13 protein-coding genes are annotated in these 19,057 nt (G+C 45.9%); 12 read left to right on the forward strand and 1 reads right to left on the reverse strand.

All coding sequences use genetic code 11. The annotated features are described in order from the left end of the window. Positions 1-278: 278 nt before the first annotated feature. From MSA64_RS01505 to MSA64_RS01520, 4 genes are all read left to right on the forward strand, one after another. On the forward strand, positions 279-1,043 hold the full coding sequence (locus tag MSA64_RS01505; RefSeq protein ID WP_154431654.1) for an N-acetylmuramoyl-L-alanine amidase: 765 nt from the start codon (positions 279-281) through the stop codon (positions 1,041-1,043). Positions 1,044-1,071: 28 nt separating this feature from the next. Beyond that, positions 1,072-1,704 (forward strand): YdcF family protein, encoded by a 633-nt coding sequence (locus tag MSA64_RS01510; RefSeq protein ID WP_117524271.1) that lies wholly within the window; start codon positions 1,072-1,074, stop codon positions 1,702-1,704. 66 nt (positions 1,705-1,770) lie between these two features. Next, on the forward strand, positions 1,771-2,475 hold the full coding sequence (locus MSA64_RS01515) for an ABC transporter ATP-binding protein (RefSeq protein WP_022172549.1): 705 nt from the start codon (positions 1,771-1,773) through the stop codon (positions 2,473-2,475). 135 nt (positions 2,476-2,610) lie between these two features. Further along, positions 2,611-6,108: an FtsX-like permease family protein gene (locus tag MSA64_RS01520; protein ID WP_287890254.1), complete on the forward strand. Its 3,498-nt coding sequence runs from the start codon at positions 2,611-2,613 to the stop codon at positions 6,106-6,108. A 14-nt stretch (positions 6,109-6,122) separates the two neighbouring features. On the opposite strand, the gene MSA64_RS01525 is transcribed toward MSA64_RS01520, so the two are convergent. Beyond that, positions 6,123-7,409 (reverse strand): HlyC/CorC family transporter, encoded by a 1,287-nt coding sequence (locus MSA64_RS01525; RefSeq protein ID WP_277664282.1) that lies wholly within the window; start codon positions 7,407-7,409, stop codon positions 6,123-6,125. 210 nt (positions 7,410-7,619) lie between these two features. Here MSA64_RS01525 and MSA64_RS01530 point away from each other — a divergent pair, with 210 nt between their 5' ends. From MSA64_RS01530 to MSA64_RS01565, 8 genes are all read left to right on the forward strand, one after another. Further along, a complete protein-coding gene (locus MSA64_RS01530) occupies positions 7,620-9,602 on the forward strand; it encodes a hypothetical protein (RefSeq protein ID WP_287890255.1) in 1,983 nt (660 codons plus the stop codon). Positions 9,603-9,661: 59 nt separating this feature from the next. Continuing rightward, complete coding sequence (locus MSA64_RS01535) at positions 9,662-10,045, forward strand: TIGR04086 family membrane protein (RefSeq protein WP_205839907.1); 384 nt, start codon at positions 9,662-9,664, stop codon at positions 10,043-10,045. Between the two features lie 107 nt (positions 10,046-10,152). After that, a complete protein-coding gene (gene scfA, locus MSA64_RS01540) occupies positions 10,153-10,296 on the forward strand; it encodes a six-cysteine ranthipeptide SCIFF (protein ID WP_022172544.1) in 144 nt (47 codons plus the stop codon). Between the two features lie 172 nt (positions 10,297-10,468). Next, positions 10,469-11,833: a thioether cross-link-forming SCIFF peptide maturase gene (gene scfB, locus MSA64_RS01545; protein ID WP_022172543.1), complete on the forward strand. Its 1,365-nt coding sequence runs from the start codon at positions 10,469-10,471 to the stop codon at positions 11,831-11,833. 4 nt (positions 11,834-11,837) lie between these two features. Further along, a complete protein-coding gene (gene secD, locus MSA64_RS01550; RefSeq protein WP_287890259.1) occupies positions 11,838-13,985 on the forward strand; it encodes a protein translocase subunit SecD in 2,148 nt (715 codons plus the stop codon). Positions 13,986-14,063: 78 nt separating this feature from the next. Beyond that, positions 14,064-15,782, forward strand: coding sequence for a single-stranded-DNA-specific exonuclease RecJ (gene recJ, locus MSA64_RS01555; RefSeq protein ID WP_287890260.1), 1,719 nt, complete (start codon positions 14,064-14,066; stop codon positions 15,780-15,782). A 193-nt stretch (positions 15,783-15,975) separates the two neighbouring features. Beyond that, a complete protein-coding gene (glpK, locus tag MSA64_RS01560) occupies positions 15,976-17,475 on the forward strand; it encodes a glycerol kinase GlpK (RefSeq protein WP_022170792.1) in 1,500 nt (499 codons plus the stop codon). A gap of 130 nt (positions 17,476-17,605) precedes the next feature. Further along, complete coding sequence (locus MSA64_RS01565; protein WP_154431647.1) at positions 17,606-19,042, forward strand: NAD(P)/FAD-dependent oxidoreductase; 1,437 nt, start codon at positions 17,606-17,608, stop codon at positions 19,040-19,042. Positions 19,043-19,057 lie beyond the last annotated feature (15 nt).

The following is a 19,057-nucleotide window of genomic DNA, read 5'->3' on the forward strand; positions in this document are numbered from 1 at the left end:
CTGTTCACTGGTAATATCCCGCGAGGTGTTTTTTGTGAGCGAAGGTCACAGAAAACCCGAGACATATCGCGCGAATTTATGCGATTAGCATAAATTCTGTGCATCGCGCAGCGTGTTGCTGGGCACGGAGTGAACAGTAACAAATAATATAAAATATCTATAAAATCAGGGCATCGGCTTTTACGCCGGTGTCCTTTTTGTTATAATAAATTATAAAACAACATTTCTCCGTATACCGGCATATAGTAAAAGAAGAAAAGAAATACGGGCGGAAAAATATGGCATATAAGATTGTAGTGGACAGTGGACACGGAGGAGAAGATCCGGGTGCAGTCTATCCTGGCAGGCAGGAAAAGGAAGATACGTTACGGCTCGCACTGGAAGTAGGGAGACTTCTGGAGGCAGGAGGACAGGATGTGGTGTATACAAGAACCACGGATGTCTACCAGACACCCTTTGAAAAAGCGCAGATTGCAAATCGGGAAGAAGCGGATTATTTTATTTCGATTCACAGAAATTCCAGTCCAAGACAGAATCAGTATCAGGGGGTAGAGACACTGATCTATGACAAGTCGGGAATCAAACTGAAGATGGCAGAGGCAATTAACGGGGCTCTGGAGGAGGTGGGATTCCGTAATCTCGGGGTGAAAGAACGACCGGGACTTGTAGTGTTGCGAAGAACAAATATGCCGGCACTTCTGGTGGAGGCAGGATTTATTAACAACGATCAGGATAATCAGCTGTTTGATGAAAAATTTACAGAAATCGCAGGAGCAATTTCTGAGGCGATTCTCGGTACACTGGATCAGGAAACTGTGGAAGATCCACTTTTATATCGGGTGCAGGTGGGAGTTTTCAGAAATAAAGAAAATGCAGACCGGCTGAATTATGAACTTCTGGATAAGGGATATCCATCTTATATTTTACAGCAGGACGGATATTATAAAGTCCAGGTGGGAGCTTTTGAACAGCTTGGGAATGCTGTTTTGATGGAACAAAGGCTTCGAAAGGATGGGTATCAGACTCTGATCACAACCCGCTAGAAGACAGGATGAAGAAGGGAGCAGATCCATGGGAATACAAAAGAAAGACAGAGAATATGAACGTTTTTTAGATCAGATCAGTGATTTCATTTTTGTGGAGGATAAACCGGAGAGGGCAGATATCATTTTTGTACCGGGTAATGGATTTCCACAGATGTCCATAGAAGCGGCCAGACTGTGGAAAGAGGGAATGGCACCCTGGATACTGCCTTCCGGAAAATACAGTATCGGAAAAGGTGCATTTACAGGGGTACAGGCCATGAAGGAAAAATATCAGGGACCGTATCAGACGGAATGGGAATTTATGAAAGATGTGCTGCTAAAAGAAGGCGTGCCGGAAGAAGTGATCCTGCGGGAAGACGGGGCTACATTTACCTATCAGAATGCGATCAACTCCAGAAAAGTGACAGATGCAGTGGGCATTCGGGTGAAAAAGGCAATTATCTGCTGCAAAGCCCAGCATGCCAGAAGATGCAAGCTGTATTATCAGTACTTATACCCACAGACAACCTTTCTCATTTGCCCTTCGGATGTGGGAATCAACCGGGAAAACTGGTTTGATACGCAAAAAGGCAGAAAGGAAGTACTGGGAGAAGTAGAAAAATGTGGGGAACAGCTGCAACGGATCTTTTGCAGGGAAGCGGATTCATGGAGTATCTGAGAGATTCGGATAAACAGATGATACGAACAGGATGTTATCATTTCATACGGAAGGCAGGAGGGTGTTATGGCAGCATATGTGGAAATGGATCAGGTTACAAAAACCTATCAGATGGGAGAAGTGACGATCAAAGCTGCGGATGGTATTTCTTTTCAGGTAGAAAAGGGAGAATTTGTGGTCGTGGTCGGACCAAGTGGAGCAGGAAAAACAACGGTGCTAAATATTCTCGGCGGCATGGATACTGCAACGACCGGAAAAGTATCTGTGGACGGAACACGGGTGGATAAGCTGAAAGGGAAAAAGTTGATCCAGTATCGGAGAGAGGATATTGGTTTCGTGTTTCAGTTTTATAACCTGATGCAAAATCTGACTGCACTGGAGAATGTGGAGCTGGCACTTCAGATCTGTAAAGATCCGCTGGATGCAAAGACAGTTCTTGAAGAAGTGGGGCTTGGGGAACGGATGTATAATTTCCCGGCACAGCTTTCAGGTGGGGAACAGCAGAGGGTGGCGATAGCCAGAGCCCTGGCAAAAAATCCAAAGTTACTGCTCTGCGATGAACCGACGGGTGCGCTGGACTATGTGACCGGAAAATCGATACTGAAGTTATTACAGGATACCTGTCACAAAAAGGGAATGACTGTGATCGTGATCACACATAACTCTGCACTGACACCTATGGCGGATCGGATCGTCCGGATACGAAACGGCAGGGTGGCAGAGATGATACAAAACGAGAATCCAACACCGGTGGAAGAGATAGAATGGTAGGTGGAGAGGATGAAAGCATTTCGGAAAGATTTTTTCAGAGAGATTTTAAAGAATAAAGGACGGTTTTTATCTGTTTTTTTCATCTCCCTGCTGGGTGCGGCGTTCTTTTCGGGTATTCGGTCAGCAGAAGGAGATATGAAAACTTCAGCGGATGCTTATTACGATCAGACAAATTACATGGATCTGCGGGTGCTGGGAACGCTCGGTCTTACAGACACGGATATGGAAGATATCGCAAAGGTGAAAGGCGTAGCACAGGTAACCGGCGGGCATACGTTAGAAGTATTACATAAAGAAGGGGAAAAAGAACAGACAGTGAAGCTGATCGCGTTAGAAGATGGCGTAAATGAACCACAGATTCTGGATGGGCGGCTGCCGCAGAAAACGGATGAAATTCTGGTGGATCAGAAATTCCTGGATGGAACCGGAAAAAAGATCGGCGATCAGGTGATATTTGAGAGTGGTACGGACACTGCACTTTCGGATGACCTTGTTCATGAAACGTTTACGATTGTGGGATCGGCAACGTTACCCTATTATATGGAACTGACCCGTGGAACGGGAAGTATCGGAAACGGCAGTATTGACAGTTTTGGGCTGTTACTTCCGGAGACGTTTACCAGTGAGATTTATACAGAAATCTATGTGCAGGTGGATGGGGCAAAGGAGCTGGAAAGTTACAGTACCTCTTACGAAAAGGCTGTAAAACAGGTACAAAACCGGGTAGAAGAGCTGGAAGAGGAAGCATGTCAGAGGAGATATGATACGGTTTATCAGGAGGGGCAAGACAAGCTTTCCGATGCCAGAAAACAGGTAACAGACGGTGAAAAGGAACTGGCGGATGGAAAAAAGACGCTGGAAGACGGTACTTTGCAGATCGAAGAGGCAAAAGATACCGTCGCTGAAAAGGAAAAAGAACTGAAGGAAAATGAATCCCTTCTGGCAGAAAAAGAGACAGAATTGCAAAATGGGGAGAATCAGCTTGCTGCAAAGGAGAAAGAACTGACTGCCGGAGAACAACAGCTGCAGCAGAAAATGCAGGAACTTGCAGCCGGAAAACAGGAGCTTGCGACAAAGCAGACAGAACTGACGGATGGAAAGGTACAGCTGCAGATACAGGAAGAAGAGCTGAATACAGCCAAAAGTCAGCTTGAGGAGCAGGCGGCGAAACTGGAAGAACAGAAAAGTCAGCTGGAAGAAAAAGAAAAGGAGCTGGATGAAAATGAGGTGACAGTAACTGCGGGTATCACACAGGTACAGGAAGGGCAGGAACAGCTTGCCACCGGTATGCAAAGTGTGCAGGAAGAAATCACCCGACTGGAAGCACAGAAAGAACAACTCTCGCAGATGGAAGAACCGGATGCGGAACAGCTGCAGCAGATCGAGACTGCTTTGCAGGAGTTAAAACAGCAGCTTACCGGACTGGAAACACAAAAGGAAGTGCTGTCACAGAAAGAGACGGAACTGACCGGGAATCTTACACAGATCCAGTTGGGCAAAGGAGAACTCGAGCAGGCAAGGACGCAGCTGGATGCCGGAGAAGCGGAAATCAGTATGCATCGTCAGGAACTTGCGGCGGGCGAGGAGAAAATCGCACAGGCAAAGGAACAGCTTGCAGCAGGAGAAAGACAGATCAGTCAGGTACAAAAACAGCTCGCGGATGGTGAGGCGCAGATTGGGCAGGCAAAAGCACAGATTGCGGACGGAAAGAAGCAGCTTGCCGGAGCAAAAGCTGCACTTGCAGATGGAAAGACGCAGCTTTCTGCCGGAAAACAGCAGATTGTGGATGGAAAAAGCGCACTCCGGGAGGCAAAAGATGAGATTGATGCGAAAGAGACGGAACTGGAGGACGGCTGGAAGGAATACAGAAAAGAAAGCCGGAAAGCAGAGAAAAAACTGGCAGACGCAAAAGAAGAAATTGCAGACGGAGAGAAAAAACTGGAAGATCTGAAGGTTCCGGACTGGTATGTATGGGGACGAGATCAGGTGTCTTCCACGGAAAATTACGGACAGGATGCAGTGCGCATCACAAATATAGGAAAGTTCTTTCCGGTCATTTTCTTTCTGGTGGCAGCGCTTGTCAGCCTGACGACGATGACTCGAATGATCGAGGAACAGCGTCAGCAGATCGGTACACTGAAAGCTTTGGGATACGGAGACGGTGTGATCGCGGTAAAATATCTTGCCTACGGACTGATGTTTACCATCTCCGGTGCATTTGTCGGAGTGCTGCTCGGTGAGAAAATTCTGCCGTGGGTGATCATGAATGCGTATGGTATGCTGTATACGGGTATGAAAGAGTATCTGACCCCGTTAAACTGGGAAGAGGGCGGACTTGCGATCCTTGCGAGTGCACTCTGTACCGGTGTGGCAACTGTAGTGGCATGTTATAAGGAACTGGCAGCGCGCCCGGCACAGCTGATGCGCCCGGAGGCTCCAAAAAACGGAAAGAGGATTCTGCTGGAACGGATTCCATTTTTATGGAAATATCTGAACTTTACAACAAAATCAACGATCCGGAATCTGATCCGATATAAAAAGCGGTTCTTTATGACTGTCATTGGTATCGGTGGATGTATGGGACTGATCGTGGTGGGATTTGGCTTGCAGGATTCGATTACTGCGATTGCAAAGAATCAGTTTGTCAATCTGTTTACCTATCAGGCAAGCGCTGTTTTTAACGGGGATGCCACGGAAGAGAAAAAGGCACGGGTACAAAGCGAGATGGAGACGTATCCGGGGATACAGCAGATTCTGGAGATGTATTGCCAGAGTGTGGAACTGCAGTCACCGAAGCGCAGTGTGGATGCGGTGATGGAAGTACCGAAAGATCTGACTTGTTTTGGAGATTTCTTTGATCTGCGTGATCGCATCAGTGGAAAACATTATGATTTCCCGGCGCAGGGGGCTGCCATCAGTGAGAAGACGGCAGATATTCTGGGACTCAAAGTCGGTGATACAGTGCAGATGAAAAAGGGTGATCAGATTGTGAAAGTCGAAATCACGGAGATTGTTGAAAATTATGTGCGGCATTTTATCTATATAACGACAGACACATATCAGACCTTGTTCGGGGAAGCGGCAGAGTATAATCAGCTGTTGCTTCGCTACGAAGATACGTCAGACAGTTACGAGGACGGACTGGGACAGACGATCATGGAATATCCGGAGATCGCAGCTATCTCCTTTACGTCAGATCTGATCAGTGAGATCGACAACATGCTTCGCTCTCTGAATATCGTCATTGTGGTTCTGATCGTATCGGCAGGTTTGTTGGCATTTGTGGTGCTGTATAATCTGAACAATATCAATATCACAGAACGTCAGAGAGAGCTGGCAACACTGAAAGTGCTTGGATTCTACGACGGAGAAGTGGCTTCGTATGTATATCGTGAGAATATGGTGCTTACGGTATTCGGAATCCTCGCAGGTGTGGGAATCGGTGCTTTTCTGCATGGAAAGGTGATCCGAACCGTAGAAGTGGATATGATGATGTTCGGAAGAAGTATATTTTTCAGAAGTTTCTTGTACAGCGGACTGATCACACTGGCATTTGCATTGTTAGTCAATGGAATGATGTATTACCGGCTGAAAAAGATTGATATGATCGAATCACTGAAAAGTGTGGAATAAAAAAGAAGAAGAGGTTAATCCTCTTCTTCTTTTTTATCGTAAAAATCTTCCGGTATATAGATGTGTACAAGTTCGATACGGTTTTTGTCCACCTGATCAACGACCAGTTTCAGATGATTATCTGTGATACAGGATTCACCGGGAACCGGCAGGTGATCGAGCTGTTCGATCACAAAACCTCCGATAGAATCGTAATCTTCCGTTTCCAGATGCAGATCCAGAGCTTCATTCAGATCGTCCAGTTTGGCAGAACCTTTTGCAAGATATTCTCGTTTTGGAACGATTTCTTTAAAGTCTTCCTCTTCGTCGGCATCGTATTCATCACGGATCTCTCCGACGATTTCCTCGAGCAGGTCTTCCAGTGTGATCATACCGGCGGTTGCGCCATATTCATCAAGGACTATTGCCAGATTGACGGCATATTCTTTCATCTCCATCAGAAGATCTGCCGTACCTTTGTATTCATAGGTAAAATATGGGTTTCTGAGAAAATCCCGTACAGAAAACGTTTTTTTCGGATCTCGCAGAATCAGGTCTTTCATATTCAGAGTGCCGATGATGGTATCTGTTGAATTTTCATAGACCGGATAACGTGTATAACCGTCTTCGCGGAATGCCTGAATTACTTCGTCATAAGTGGCATCCACATTAATCAGAGACATATCGATACGGGGAACCATCACATCCTTGGCCTGAGAATCACCAAAATCGAAAACGTTATAGATCATCTGCCGTTCTTCGCTCTCGATGACACCGTCTTCATGACTGACATCCACGATGGTACGAAGTTCCTGCTCTGTCATGGCATTTGGCTTGGCATCGGGATCTACATGAAGCAGAAATAAGACACCGCGCGAAAGCAGATTCACAAGGAAAATTACAGGAGTCAGCAGCCTGGTCAGAGGATAGATTACCGGTGCATAGGCAAGAGAGATTTTTTCTGCCTGTAATGTTGCCAGGGTTTTCGGAGTAATCTCACCAAACAGAAGAATCAGCAAGGTCAGAACGCCGGTGATAAAACCAATAAAGGCATTACCAAGAACTCTCGTGGTCCAGGTGGTTGCCAGAGAAGATGCCGACAGGTTGACAATATTATTGCCGATCAGGATCGTACTCAGAAGCTTTCCCGGATTTTCAATAATTTTCAATAAGGTTTTTGCTTTTTTATTCCCATCGTCAGCAAGAGACATGATACGGATCTTGTTGACTGTAGTCATGGCCGTCTCTGCGGAAGAGAAAAATGCGGAAAGCAAAATTAACAGCAGTAACACAATTAGTTGTATGGCGTCGCCAGAATCCAAAAATATTCACTCCTTTGAAAATATGTAGTAGTTGTACTTGAATATACAGGAATTCGATTCAAAAATCAAGACAAATTCTTGTAAAATCATATTTTTTGGGGTGTTGAAAAAGAGAAGTATATGTTATAATATAAAATTGAATAACTGTGAAAGTAGTAAAAAAAGCTGCGAAACCGCAGCTGAGAATACAAAGCAGGAGAGATGTGGATAATGAAGAAAAATAATAAACCGGCAGCGAAGCGATACATGAAGACGGTGGGAATGGTGATGGCATCTGTGATGGTTCTTTCTTCCACAACCGGTCAGATGGTATATGCGGAGTCTGCAAAAGACCAGAAAGATACTCAGGATGGGGAAAAGAAAGAAGAAAAAACTATCGTATATCTGAATGGAAAAACGGGAAATGATAAGAATAGCGGCGAGAGCCAGGATGAGGCAGTAAAAAGCTTTGAAAAGGCAGCAGAACTTGCAGGATCCTGCGGTGTGATCCGAATCTGTGGTACAGTTACTGTAGATGAGGAAGAAACCTGGGAATTACCATCCGGAGTTTCTATCCGCCGCGCAGAAGATTTTGAAGATGCACTGGTTCGCGTGACCGGCTGTCTGAAGCTGGATAATGTCCGCCTGTATACAGAAGATATCACCGGCGATGGTGAAGTAGAAGGAGCAGCAGAAAAAGAAAAAGTTTATGTTCCGAAAGTAATTACGGTAAAAGATACAAAAGCACTGTCAGAGATTTCCCTGGAAGGCTGCGATGGAGACGGAGTATTTTCCTGGGAAAAAGAGGATGCAGTTCCAACAGAATACGAGACAGACTATCAGGTGGTTTTCCATCCCTATGACGCGAAAAAGATTGATTACAGCAAGGAAAAAGGATGGGACGAAGACAGCGAAACTGTGACCAGAAAGGTTACTGTTCGCGTAAGTTCTCTGAAACCGGAAGTCACACCAACGCCGGAAGCAACCGATACACCGGAAGTCACACCGACTCCGGAAGCAACACCTGAGGTTACAGTGACACCGGAACCGACAACAACACCGGAAGTCACACCGCAGCCGGAGAGCACGCCACAGCCAACACCTGAGGTTACGGAACCGGCAGATCCGGGTTCAGAAGTGACACATCCGGACACAACGATTACCCCGGAGCCAACAGAAGTGCCGGATGTTCCGACGGAACCGGAAGTACCGCCAACGGATCCGGCAGCACCAACGCCTGAGACACCAAAACCACAGCCGGAGGTACCGTCTGATACCGTACCAGAGACACCGGCAGATACAGAAAGCACAGAAGGATCCGGACTTACCTGGGAGCAGATGAATGAGATTGCAACGGTACAGGAACAGCTGGATTTCCTTCCAAGCGAAGTGACGACAACGGAAGAGGTAGAAGCAATCATAGCGGCTACAAAAGAATACGAGGCACTGTCTGAAGCACAGAAAGCTTATATAGAGGCTGACAGTCTGGTACTGTTACAGACAGCCCAGGAACAGGCGAAGACGGTCAACCGAACAAGCAACGACGTTACGGTAGACGGTGATTTTCCATGGTACATACAGTTTCAGGTACAGTTGAATAATGATAAATCTGACAGTTCCGTTCTGAACGGTCAGAATGTAGATACTTTTATCAGCCCATATGAGATGAAGCTGTGGGATATGATGAATGATAATGAATATCAGTTGAACGGACAACAGGTGCGCATCACGATGCCGGCACCGGACGATCAGCTCTATACACAGCTTGTTGTGATTCATTATCTGAAAGATGGAAGCATCGAGTATATTACTCCGATTTATAATGCAGACGGAACACTGAGCTTTGTGACAACTTCTTTCAGTCCGTACAATGTGGCAGGTCTGAAGATTGCAGGAAGCCAGTCTCTGGTAGGCAATACGGATAAGGCATATACAAATAAAAATACAACAACTTCCGGAAGTACTACGACAAAACTGACACCGAATGTGTCCGCAGGAAATACAGGCAGCAGTTCAAACGGAAGCACATCCGGCAGTGTGACAAAGAAAAACACACAGAAGAGCCAGACACAGCAGGCTTACGGTACGACACTGAAAAGAGTCAATCCGAAGACCGGAGACTATCAGCAGACAGCCTGGTATGCAGGACTCGCGGCAGCAGCGCTTGCAACACTTGGTATCGCAGGCAAGAAAAACCGAAAAAAAGAAATCTGAAGCCGATAAGGTATAGAATGTACAACCCTCCCATATAGTACTGTATGGGAGGGATTTTTTTGGATACAGGGAAAAACATCTGGATACAAAAGAGCAGCAGAGTCATAAAAGGTCTGATCGTGTCCTATCTGGTCAGCGGGGCAGGGCTTTTGCTTCTGGCATTGCTGTTGCTGAAGTACCAGCTGGATGAGAGAAAAGTGTCCGCTGGTATTCTGGCTGTTTATATTCTATCCGGATTATCGGGAGGAATTTATATGGGAAAAACAGCAGAAAGAAAAAGATATCTGTGGGGAATGATACTTGGCAGTATATACTGGGGTATTCTGATGCTGCTTACCATCTTTTCCGGTGGAGGTACGGGATCGGGGGTAAAAGGTGCATTTCTTACACTTCTTATCTGTGCAGGGTCGTCAACTTTGGGAGCAATGGTGACGGGAGCCTGAAAACAGTGGCAGATCGTGAAAATAGCCGGAAGTTGCGAAAAAAACTCTTTGAAAATGAAAGAACATATGCTATAATGCAAGAAGTAATAACATAAGGAGGAAGCAAAATGAAACATATTAAAACTTTAAATACAAAAAGTTTACAGAACACAATGAAAAAAGGTGGATGTGGTGAATGTCAGACATCCTGCCAGTCTGCTTGCAAGACTTCTTGTACAGTAGGAAATCAGAGCTGCGAAAACACAAAATAAGAAATCAGCAGGCTCTATGATGCTTGGAACATACAGGCAGCGGTCCAAAAGCCGCTGCTTGCTTTTTGTTACATAGCATATCAAGAATTGATCCGGTGGATCAATTGTGATTACATTGTATATCGAAGCAGAAGATGCTGCTGCTCAAGAAAAGAAAAAGGAGAACAAATAAGTGATTCATCAGTATAAAAGTAATGGATACGCAATTGTTCTGGATGTAAACAGCGGATCCGTTCATGTGGTGGACGATATTGTATATGACTGTATCGCCCTGCTGGATCAGGGATGTTCCAACGAAGAAGTGACAGAAAAACTGTCGGCTTCTTATTCCGGAGAAGACCTGAAGACAGCTCTTAAAGAGATTCAGGAATTGACCGATGAGGGAATGCTGTTTACCGAGGACATTTATGAAAATGCGATAGAGCATTTTAAAGAACGGCCAACTGTAGTCAAAGCACTGTGCCTGCATATTGCCCACGACTGTAATCTGGCCTGTAAGTACTGCTTTGCGGAAGAAGGAGAATATCATGGAAGACGTGCACTGATGTCCTACGAAGTAGGAAAGAAAGCACTGGATTTTCTGATTGCCAACTCCGGAAGCAGGAGAAATCTGGAAGTAGACTTTTTCGGAGGGGAACCTCTGATGAACTGGCAGGTTGTCAAAGACCTGGTAGCTTACGGAAGAGAGCAGGAAAAGATACATAATAAAAACTTCCGTTTTACCCTGACCACCAATGGTGTTCTGGTTAACGATGAAGTGATGGAGTTTTGTAATAAAGAGATGGGCAATGTGGTTATGAGTATCGACGGACGAAAAGAAGTCCACGATCATATGCGTCCGTTCCGCAAAGGTGCCGGAAGCTATGACCTGGTAGTTCCGAAGTTCCAGAAATGGGCAGAGAGCCGTAACCAGGACAAATATTATGCCCGCGGTACATTTACCCATTATAATCTTGACTTTTCCAAGGATGTACTGAACCTGGCAGATCTGGGATTCAAACAGATATCTGTAGAGCCGGTTGTAGCACCTTCGGATGCGGACTATGCACTGCAGCCGGAAGACCTTCCGAAATTGTTTGAAGAATATGATACCCTGGCAAAAGAGATGATCAAACGAAATAAAGAAGGAAACGGATTTAATTTCTTCCACTTTATGCTTGATCTGACCGGGGGTCCTTGTGTATACAAACGTCTGTCCGGATGTGGGTCAGGAACAGAGTATCTGGCAGTTACCCCATGGGGAGACCTGTATCCGTGCCATCAGTTTGTAGGAAACGAAGATTTCCTTCTTGGTAATGTGGACGAGGGAATCACAAAACCTGCAATCTGTAAAGATTTTAAAAATTGCAACGTCTATGCAAAAGAGGCATGTAAGAAATGTTTTGCACGATTCTACTGCAGTGGCGGCTGTGCGGCAAACTCCTATAACTTCAAAGGGAAAATCGATGATGTTTACGAAGTGGGCTGCGAGCTGGAACGTAAGCGCGTAGAGTGTGCAATCATGATAAAAGCTGCTATGGCAGAAGAAGAGGTATAAGAAGATGAAGAAAAAACAGGGAGTTCTTGTGCTGATTCTTACAGTGGTTCTGATTGGTCTGTTAGCCTTTACAACCGCTGTGGGATTCGGCCCGACCGGAACCGGGTCTGCAAAAAATATCAAGACCGGTCTGGATCTGTCCGGTGGTGTAAGTATCACATACCAGGCAAAAGGAGACGATCCGTCTCAGGAAGATATGGATGATACCGTCTATAAACTTCAGAAACGTGTGGAAGACTACAGTGAAGAAGCACAGGTATATCAGGAAGGTGATGACCGTATCACCGTAGAGATTCCTGGTGTAACCGATGCAAATAAGATTCTGGAAGATCTTGGTAAACCGGGATCTCTGGAATTCCAGGATGAAAGCGGCAACGTAGTTCTGGACGGAAGCGATATCGCAGGTGCAGACGGCGGTGTCACAGAAGATCAGACAACCGGAAGCAAACAGTATGTCGTAGAACTGACACTGACCAAAGACGGTACCACAAAATTCGCAGAGGCAACTGCAGCAAACCTGAAAAAAAGAATCTCTATCGTATATGACGGAGAAACTATCAGTTCACCGGTTGTACAAAGTGTGATCTCTGACGGTAAAGCACAGATCAGCGGACAGCAGTCCATCGAAGAAGCAAAAGAACTGGCATCTATTATCCGTATCGGTTCTCTGAAACTGGAACTGGAAGAACTTCGTTCTAACGTGGTAGGTGCACAGCTGGGACAGCAGGCAATCAAGACAAGCCTGATCGCCGGTGCCATCGGTCTGGTACTGGTCGGAATCTTTATGATTATCGTTTACGCTCTGCCGGGTGTGGTAGCTGCTTTGTCACTGGCTATCTATACCGGACTGGAACTGGTAATGCTGAATGCTTTTGACCTGACGCTGACCCTTCCGGGTATCGCAGGTATCATTCTTTCCATCGGTATGGCGGTGGATGCAAACGTTATTATCTATGCACGTATCCGTGAGGAAATTGCAGCAGGTAAGAGTGTAAGAAGCGCCATTAAGACCGGTTTCGAGAAAGCTATGTCCGCCATTGTGGACGGTAACATCACAACTCTGATCGCAGCTGCTGTTCTGGGAGCAATGGGAAGCGGAAGTGTCAAAGGATTTGCCATGACACTGGCTCTTGGTTTCGTTCTTTCCATGTTTACCGCACTGGTAATTTCCAGACTGCTGGTGAACGCATTCTATGCAGTGGGACTTCGGAATGAAAAGTTCTACGGAAAACAGAAAGAAAGAAAAACCATCGATTTCCTCGGAAAGAGAAAATTATTCTTTACGATTTCTGTTATCCTGATTCTGCTTGTTCCGGTTGGAATGGGCGTGTTCCATGCAAAAGACGGAAAAGCATTGAACTACAGCCTGGAGTTCATGGGTGGTACGTCTACGAACGTAACTTTCAATGATGACATGTCCATCGATGACCTTGACAGCCAGGTAAAACCGGTAGTACAGGAAGTAACCGGTGATGCAAATATTCAGATATCCAAAGTCGCTGACAGCAATGCGGTTATCATTAAGACAAGATCTCTGAGCCTGGATGAGAGAGAAGAACTGAACCAGAAACTGGTAGACAGCTTTGGTGTGGATGACAGCAAGATCACCGCAGAGAGTATTTCCTCTACGGTAAGTTCTGAGATGAGAAGAGATGCGATTGTGGCAGTCCTGATCGCTACGATCTGTATGCTGCTGTATATCTGGTTCCGTTTCAAAGATGTACGTTTTGCATCCAGTGCGGTTCTGGCACTGTTACATGATGTAATGGTAGTACTTGCATTCTATGCACTGTCAAGAATCTCTGTAGGTAATACCTTTATTGCCTGCATGCTGACGATAGTTGGTTATTCTATCAACGCGACCATCGTTATTTTCGACCGTATCCGTGAGAATCTGAAGAGTGCCGGCAAGAAAGCGGATCTGAAAGAACTGGTAAATATGAGTATTACCCAGACACTGACCAGAAGTATTTATACATCCTTCACTACATTTATTACCATATTTGTAGTATTTGTTATGGGTGTATCTTCTATCCGCGAATTCGCACTTCCGATCATGGTAGGTATCGTATGTGGTGCTTACTCTTCTGTATGTATCACCGGTGCTCTGTGGTATGTCATGAAAACGAAATCAGGAAAAAGTACAAAGTAGAAGAAATGGGTAATCAAAAAGCTGTTGCAGCGATGCAGCAGCTTTTTTCAATCACAGCGAAGATGAGGAGCAGACAACATGGAAAAATGGATGGTAGCAGCTAAGCGGGCTGATTTTAAAGGGATCGGAGAACGGTTTGGCATTGATCAGGTTACAGCGAGGATTATCCGCAACCGTGATGTGATCGGGGAGAAAGCAATTGAGAAATATCTTCACGGAAGCCGGAAAGATTTTTACAGTCCCTGGCTGTTGAAAGATATGGAAAAGGCAGTGGCTATCCTGCAGGAGAAAATAGAAAACAGAAACAGGATCCGGATCATCGGAGATTATGATATTGACGGAGTAATGTCTACATATATTTTACTGGAGAGTCTCCGGGGGCTTGGATGTGATGTGGATATGATGATTCCAAACAGGATCACAGACGGATATGGAATCAATGAACATCTGATTGAACAGGCCTGGCAGGAGGGGAGAGATACGATTATTACCTGTGATAATGGAATCGCTGCAGTGACGCAGATACGGAAAGCAAAAGATCTGGGAATGACCGTGATCGTGACAGATCATCATGAGGTGCCGTTTGAAGATCTGGAAGGGGGAAGAAAGGAGATTCTGCCACCTGCAGATGCCATAGTCAATCCAAAACAGAAGGCCTGTTCCTATCCTTTTGCAGGACTCTGCGGTGCAGTAGTTGCAATGAAAGTGATGGAAGCGTTATATGAAAAAATGGCACCGGAAGTGGATCTGGTGGACAAAATGCTTCCATTTGCAGGAATCGCTACAATCGGTGATGTGATGGATCTGCAGGATGAAAACCGGATTCTGGTGAAAGAAGGATTGCAAAGGCTTCATCACACCACGAACCTTGGTCTGCAGGAGTTGATCCGGGTAAATAATCTGGAACCGGAGAATATCAGTCCGTACCATATCGGATTCATTCTTGGTCCGTGTCTGAATGCTTCCGGACGACTGGATACGGCAAAACGGGCATTACAGCTGTTGCTGGCAGATAGCAGAGAGGAAGCGGCCGTACTGGCAGGTGACCTGAAAAATCTGAATGAGAGCCGTAAGGAGATGACGGCACAGGGACTGGAAAAAGCCATCGAGCAGGTGGAATCCACATCTATGATGGAAGATACGGTTCTGGTAGTCTTTCTTCCGGAATGTCATGAGAGTCTGGCGGGCATTATTGCCGGGCGGCTGCGGGAGAGATACCATAAACCCTCCTTCGTGCTGACAAGAGGAGAAGAGGGTGTCAAAGGTTCCGGACGGTCGATCGAATCGTATTCGATGTATGAAAAACTCTGCGAGTGCAAAGAATATCTGACAAAGTTCGGTGGACATCCGATGGCAGCAGGTCTCTCACTGGAAGAAGAAAATGTGGAACGTTTCCGAAGAAAACTTAATGAACAATCAGGACTGACAGAAGAAGATCTTGTGGAAAAGGTGACGATTGATGTGCCGATGCCAATTCATTATATCCGAAAAGATCTGGTGCAGGAACTGTCACTGCTCGAACCCTTCGGAAAAGGAAATGAGAAACCACTGTTTGCACAGAAAAATCTGTGGATCAGCCAGATGCGTGTGTTCGGGAAGAACCGGAACGTGGTAAAGATGCGTCTGACGGATGAAAACGGATATCCGATGGACGGTGTGTACTTCGGGAATGGAGATGAATTTGCGGAAGAAGGGAGCGGAAAAAGGAAAATTTCTATCGTATACTACCCGGATATCAATATGTATCAGGGACGTGAAAGCTTACAGGTGATCATCCGGCATTATCAGTTTGATTGAGAACGTTATTGAACAGTTACAAAATAACAAAAAATATTGCTCAAAAAGATAGTATATGGTACTATATATACAAAAGTATGGTATGCAGACCATGAATATAATGAAGCAGGAGAAAAGAGCGAGCTTACCTGGCGGCGCGCGCCGCTTTGGTTTCGTTTGCTCTTTTTCTTTTGAAATGTTTTGGGAGGAAAGAATGGCAAAATATGTAATGGCACTGGATGCAGGAACAACCAGCAACCGCTGCATCCTGTTTGACGAAAAGGGAAAAATGTGCAGTGTGGCACAGAAAGAATTTACCCAGTATTTTCCCAAGCCGGGCTGGGTAGAGCATGATGCCAGTGAAATCTGGTCCACTCAGCTTGGGGTAGCGGTGGAGGCTATGTCAAAGATTGGAGCATCAGCGGAAGATATCGCAGCTATTGGGATCACGAATCAGAGAGAAACTGCTATCGTGTGGGATCGTCATACCGGAGAACCGGTGTACCGGGCGATTGTCTGGCAGTGCCGCAGAACTTCAGAGTACTGTGACTCTCTGAAAGAAAAAGGACTGACAGAAGTTTTTCGTAAAAAAACCGGTTTGATCATAGATGCATATTTTGCCGGTACAAAGGTAAAATGGATCCTTGATAATGTACCGGGTGCACGGGAAAAAGCAGAAAAAGGAGATCTGTTATTCGGAACAGTGGAAACGTGGCTGATCTGGAAATTGACAAAGGGAGCTGTTCATGTGACAGATTATTCCAACGCATCCCGTACATTGTTGTTCAATATTAATACTCTGGACTGGGATGAAGATATTTTGAAAGAATTGAATATTCCAAGATGTATGCTTCCAAAACCGATGCCGTCAAGCTGTGTATACGGTTGCGCGGATCCGGCATTTTTTGGAGGAAAGATTCCCATCGGTGGAGCGGCAGGAGACCAGCAGTCTGCATTGTTCGGACAGACCTGTTTTACACCGGGAGATGCAAAAAACACCTATGGAACCGGTTGTTTTCTGTTGATGAACACCGGAGAAGAGCCGGTATTTTCGGAAAATGGGCTGGTTACAACCATCGCCTGGGGAATCAATGGGAAAGTTTATTATGCACTGGAAGGATCCATTTTTGTGGCTGGAGCTGCGATACAGTGGCTGCGCGATGAACTGCGGGTGATTGATTCCGCGGCAGACTCCGAGTATATGGCTAAGAAAGTAAAAGATACCCACGGCTGCTATGTGGTTCCGGCATTTACCGGACTGGGCGCACCGTACTGGGATCAGTATGCCAGAGGAACCATTGTGGGTCTGACCCGTGGAGTCAACAAATACCATATTATCCGGGCAACTCTGGAATCAATAGCTTATCAGGCACATGATGTCATCAAGGCTATGGAAGCAGATGCGGGGATCCGGCTGAACGGGTTGAAAGTAGATGGCGGAGCAAGTGCCAATGATTTTCTGATGCAGACCCAGGCAGATATGATACAGGCTCCGGTAAAACGTCCGTCCTGTGTGGAGACAACAGCGATGGGTGCCGCGTATCTTGCGGGACTGGCTGTGGGATACTGGAGGGATCAGGAAGAGGTAAGAGCCAATTGGTCTATTGACCGTACCTTTGAACCGGAGATTACTGTGGAAGAACAGGAAAAACGGATGAAGGGATGGAAAAAGGCGGTCCGTTATTCATTTAACTGGGCAAAAGAAGAAGACTGAGAACAACAGCAGTCAAGGTAAAGTAAACAATCAAATAAGAACTTGCAGAGAACAGAGACAGGCAGGAAAAACATCCGGTGACGGGTGCTTTTCTGTCTGTCTTTTTTATTGAGTTACAGGAGGAAACAGTATGTATGATGTAATCGTTATAGGAGCCGGTGTAAGCGGAAGTGCGACTGCCCGGGAATTATCCAGGTATGATCTGAAAGTGGGAGTACTGGAAAAAGAAGAGGATGTATGTTGTGGAACATCCAAGGCGAACAGCGGGATCGTTCATGCCGGATTTGATGCCCGTCCCGGCAGTTTGATGGCAAAGATGAATGTACGGGGGAATCAGATGATGGAACAACTGACAGAAGATCTGGATATTCCTTTCGAGAGAAACGGTTCTCTGGTGTTATGTTTTGCAAAAGATGAAATGGAACGCCTGGAAAAACTGAAAAAACAGGGTGAAGAAAATGGGGTAAAAAGACTTCAGATTCTTTCCGGCGAAGAAGTACGCCGGATGGAACCGGATCTTTCCAAAGAAGTATATGCTGCACTGTATGCACCGACCGGTGGTATCGTGTGTCCTTTTGAACTGAATCTGGCTCTTGCGGAAAATGCCTGTCAAAACGGAGCAGAATTTTATTTTGATACGGCGGTGGAGCAGATAGAAAAGACGGAAGGTGGATATCGGATCCATGCCGGAGAGAAAACATATGAGACCCGTTGTGTGGTAAATGCAGCGGGTGTTTATGCGGATGTTTTTCACAATATGGTCAGTGAAAAAAAGATCCGTATTACACCACGGAAGGGAGAGTATTATCTGCTGGACAAAAAAGCGGGCACAACCGTACACCATACGATCTTTCAGATACCGGGAGCATACGGGAAAGGAGTCCTGGTGACACCTACTACTCACGGCAATCTTCTGGTGGGGCCAACGGCTGTGGATATTGAGGAAAAAGAAGGAACGAATACCACAAAAACAGGTCTGGATGAAGTGGCACAGAAAGCAATGCGAAGTGTTCCAAATCTGCCGCTTCGCCAGGTGATTACTTCTTTTGCAGGGCTGAGAGCCCATGAGGACGGACATGAATTTATCATTCGGGAAGCGGAAGATGCAGAGGGATTTTTTGACTGTGCGGGAATCGAATCGCCGGGACTTACCAGTGCACCGGCAATCGGAGAACTGGTGGCAGAACTTGTAACCGGATATTTGTGTGCAAAGAAGAAAAAGCATTTTGTGGAGAAAAGAAAAGGGCTTGTGAATCCGAAAAATCTTTCCAGAGAAGCTTATCAGGAGCTGATCCGGGAAAATCCGGCCTACGGCAATGTAATCTGCCGGTGTGAGACGGTGACAGAGGGGGAAATTGTGGAAGCCATTCATCGATTGATTCCCGCGAAGTCACTTGACGGGGTGAAACGGAGAACCAGGGCCGGTATGGGAAGATGTCAGGCAGGCTTTTGCTCTCCGAAAACCATGGAGATTCTGGCAAGAGAATGGAAAGTGCCGATGGAGACAATCACAAAGGCCGGAAAAGATTCCCGGCTGATCAGAGGATACAATAAGGACAGCCTGTAGGCGAGGAGGAGTAAG

The organism is Oliverpabstia sp., from assembly GCF_022785585.1.
Lineage (GTDB): Bacteria > Bacillota > Clostridia > Lachnospirales > Lachnospiraceae > Oliverpabstia > Oliverpabstia intestinalis.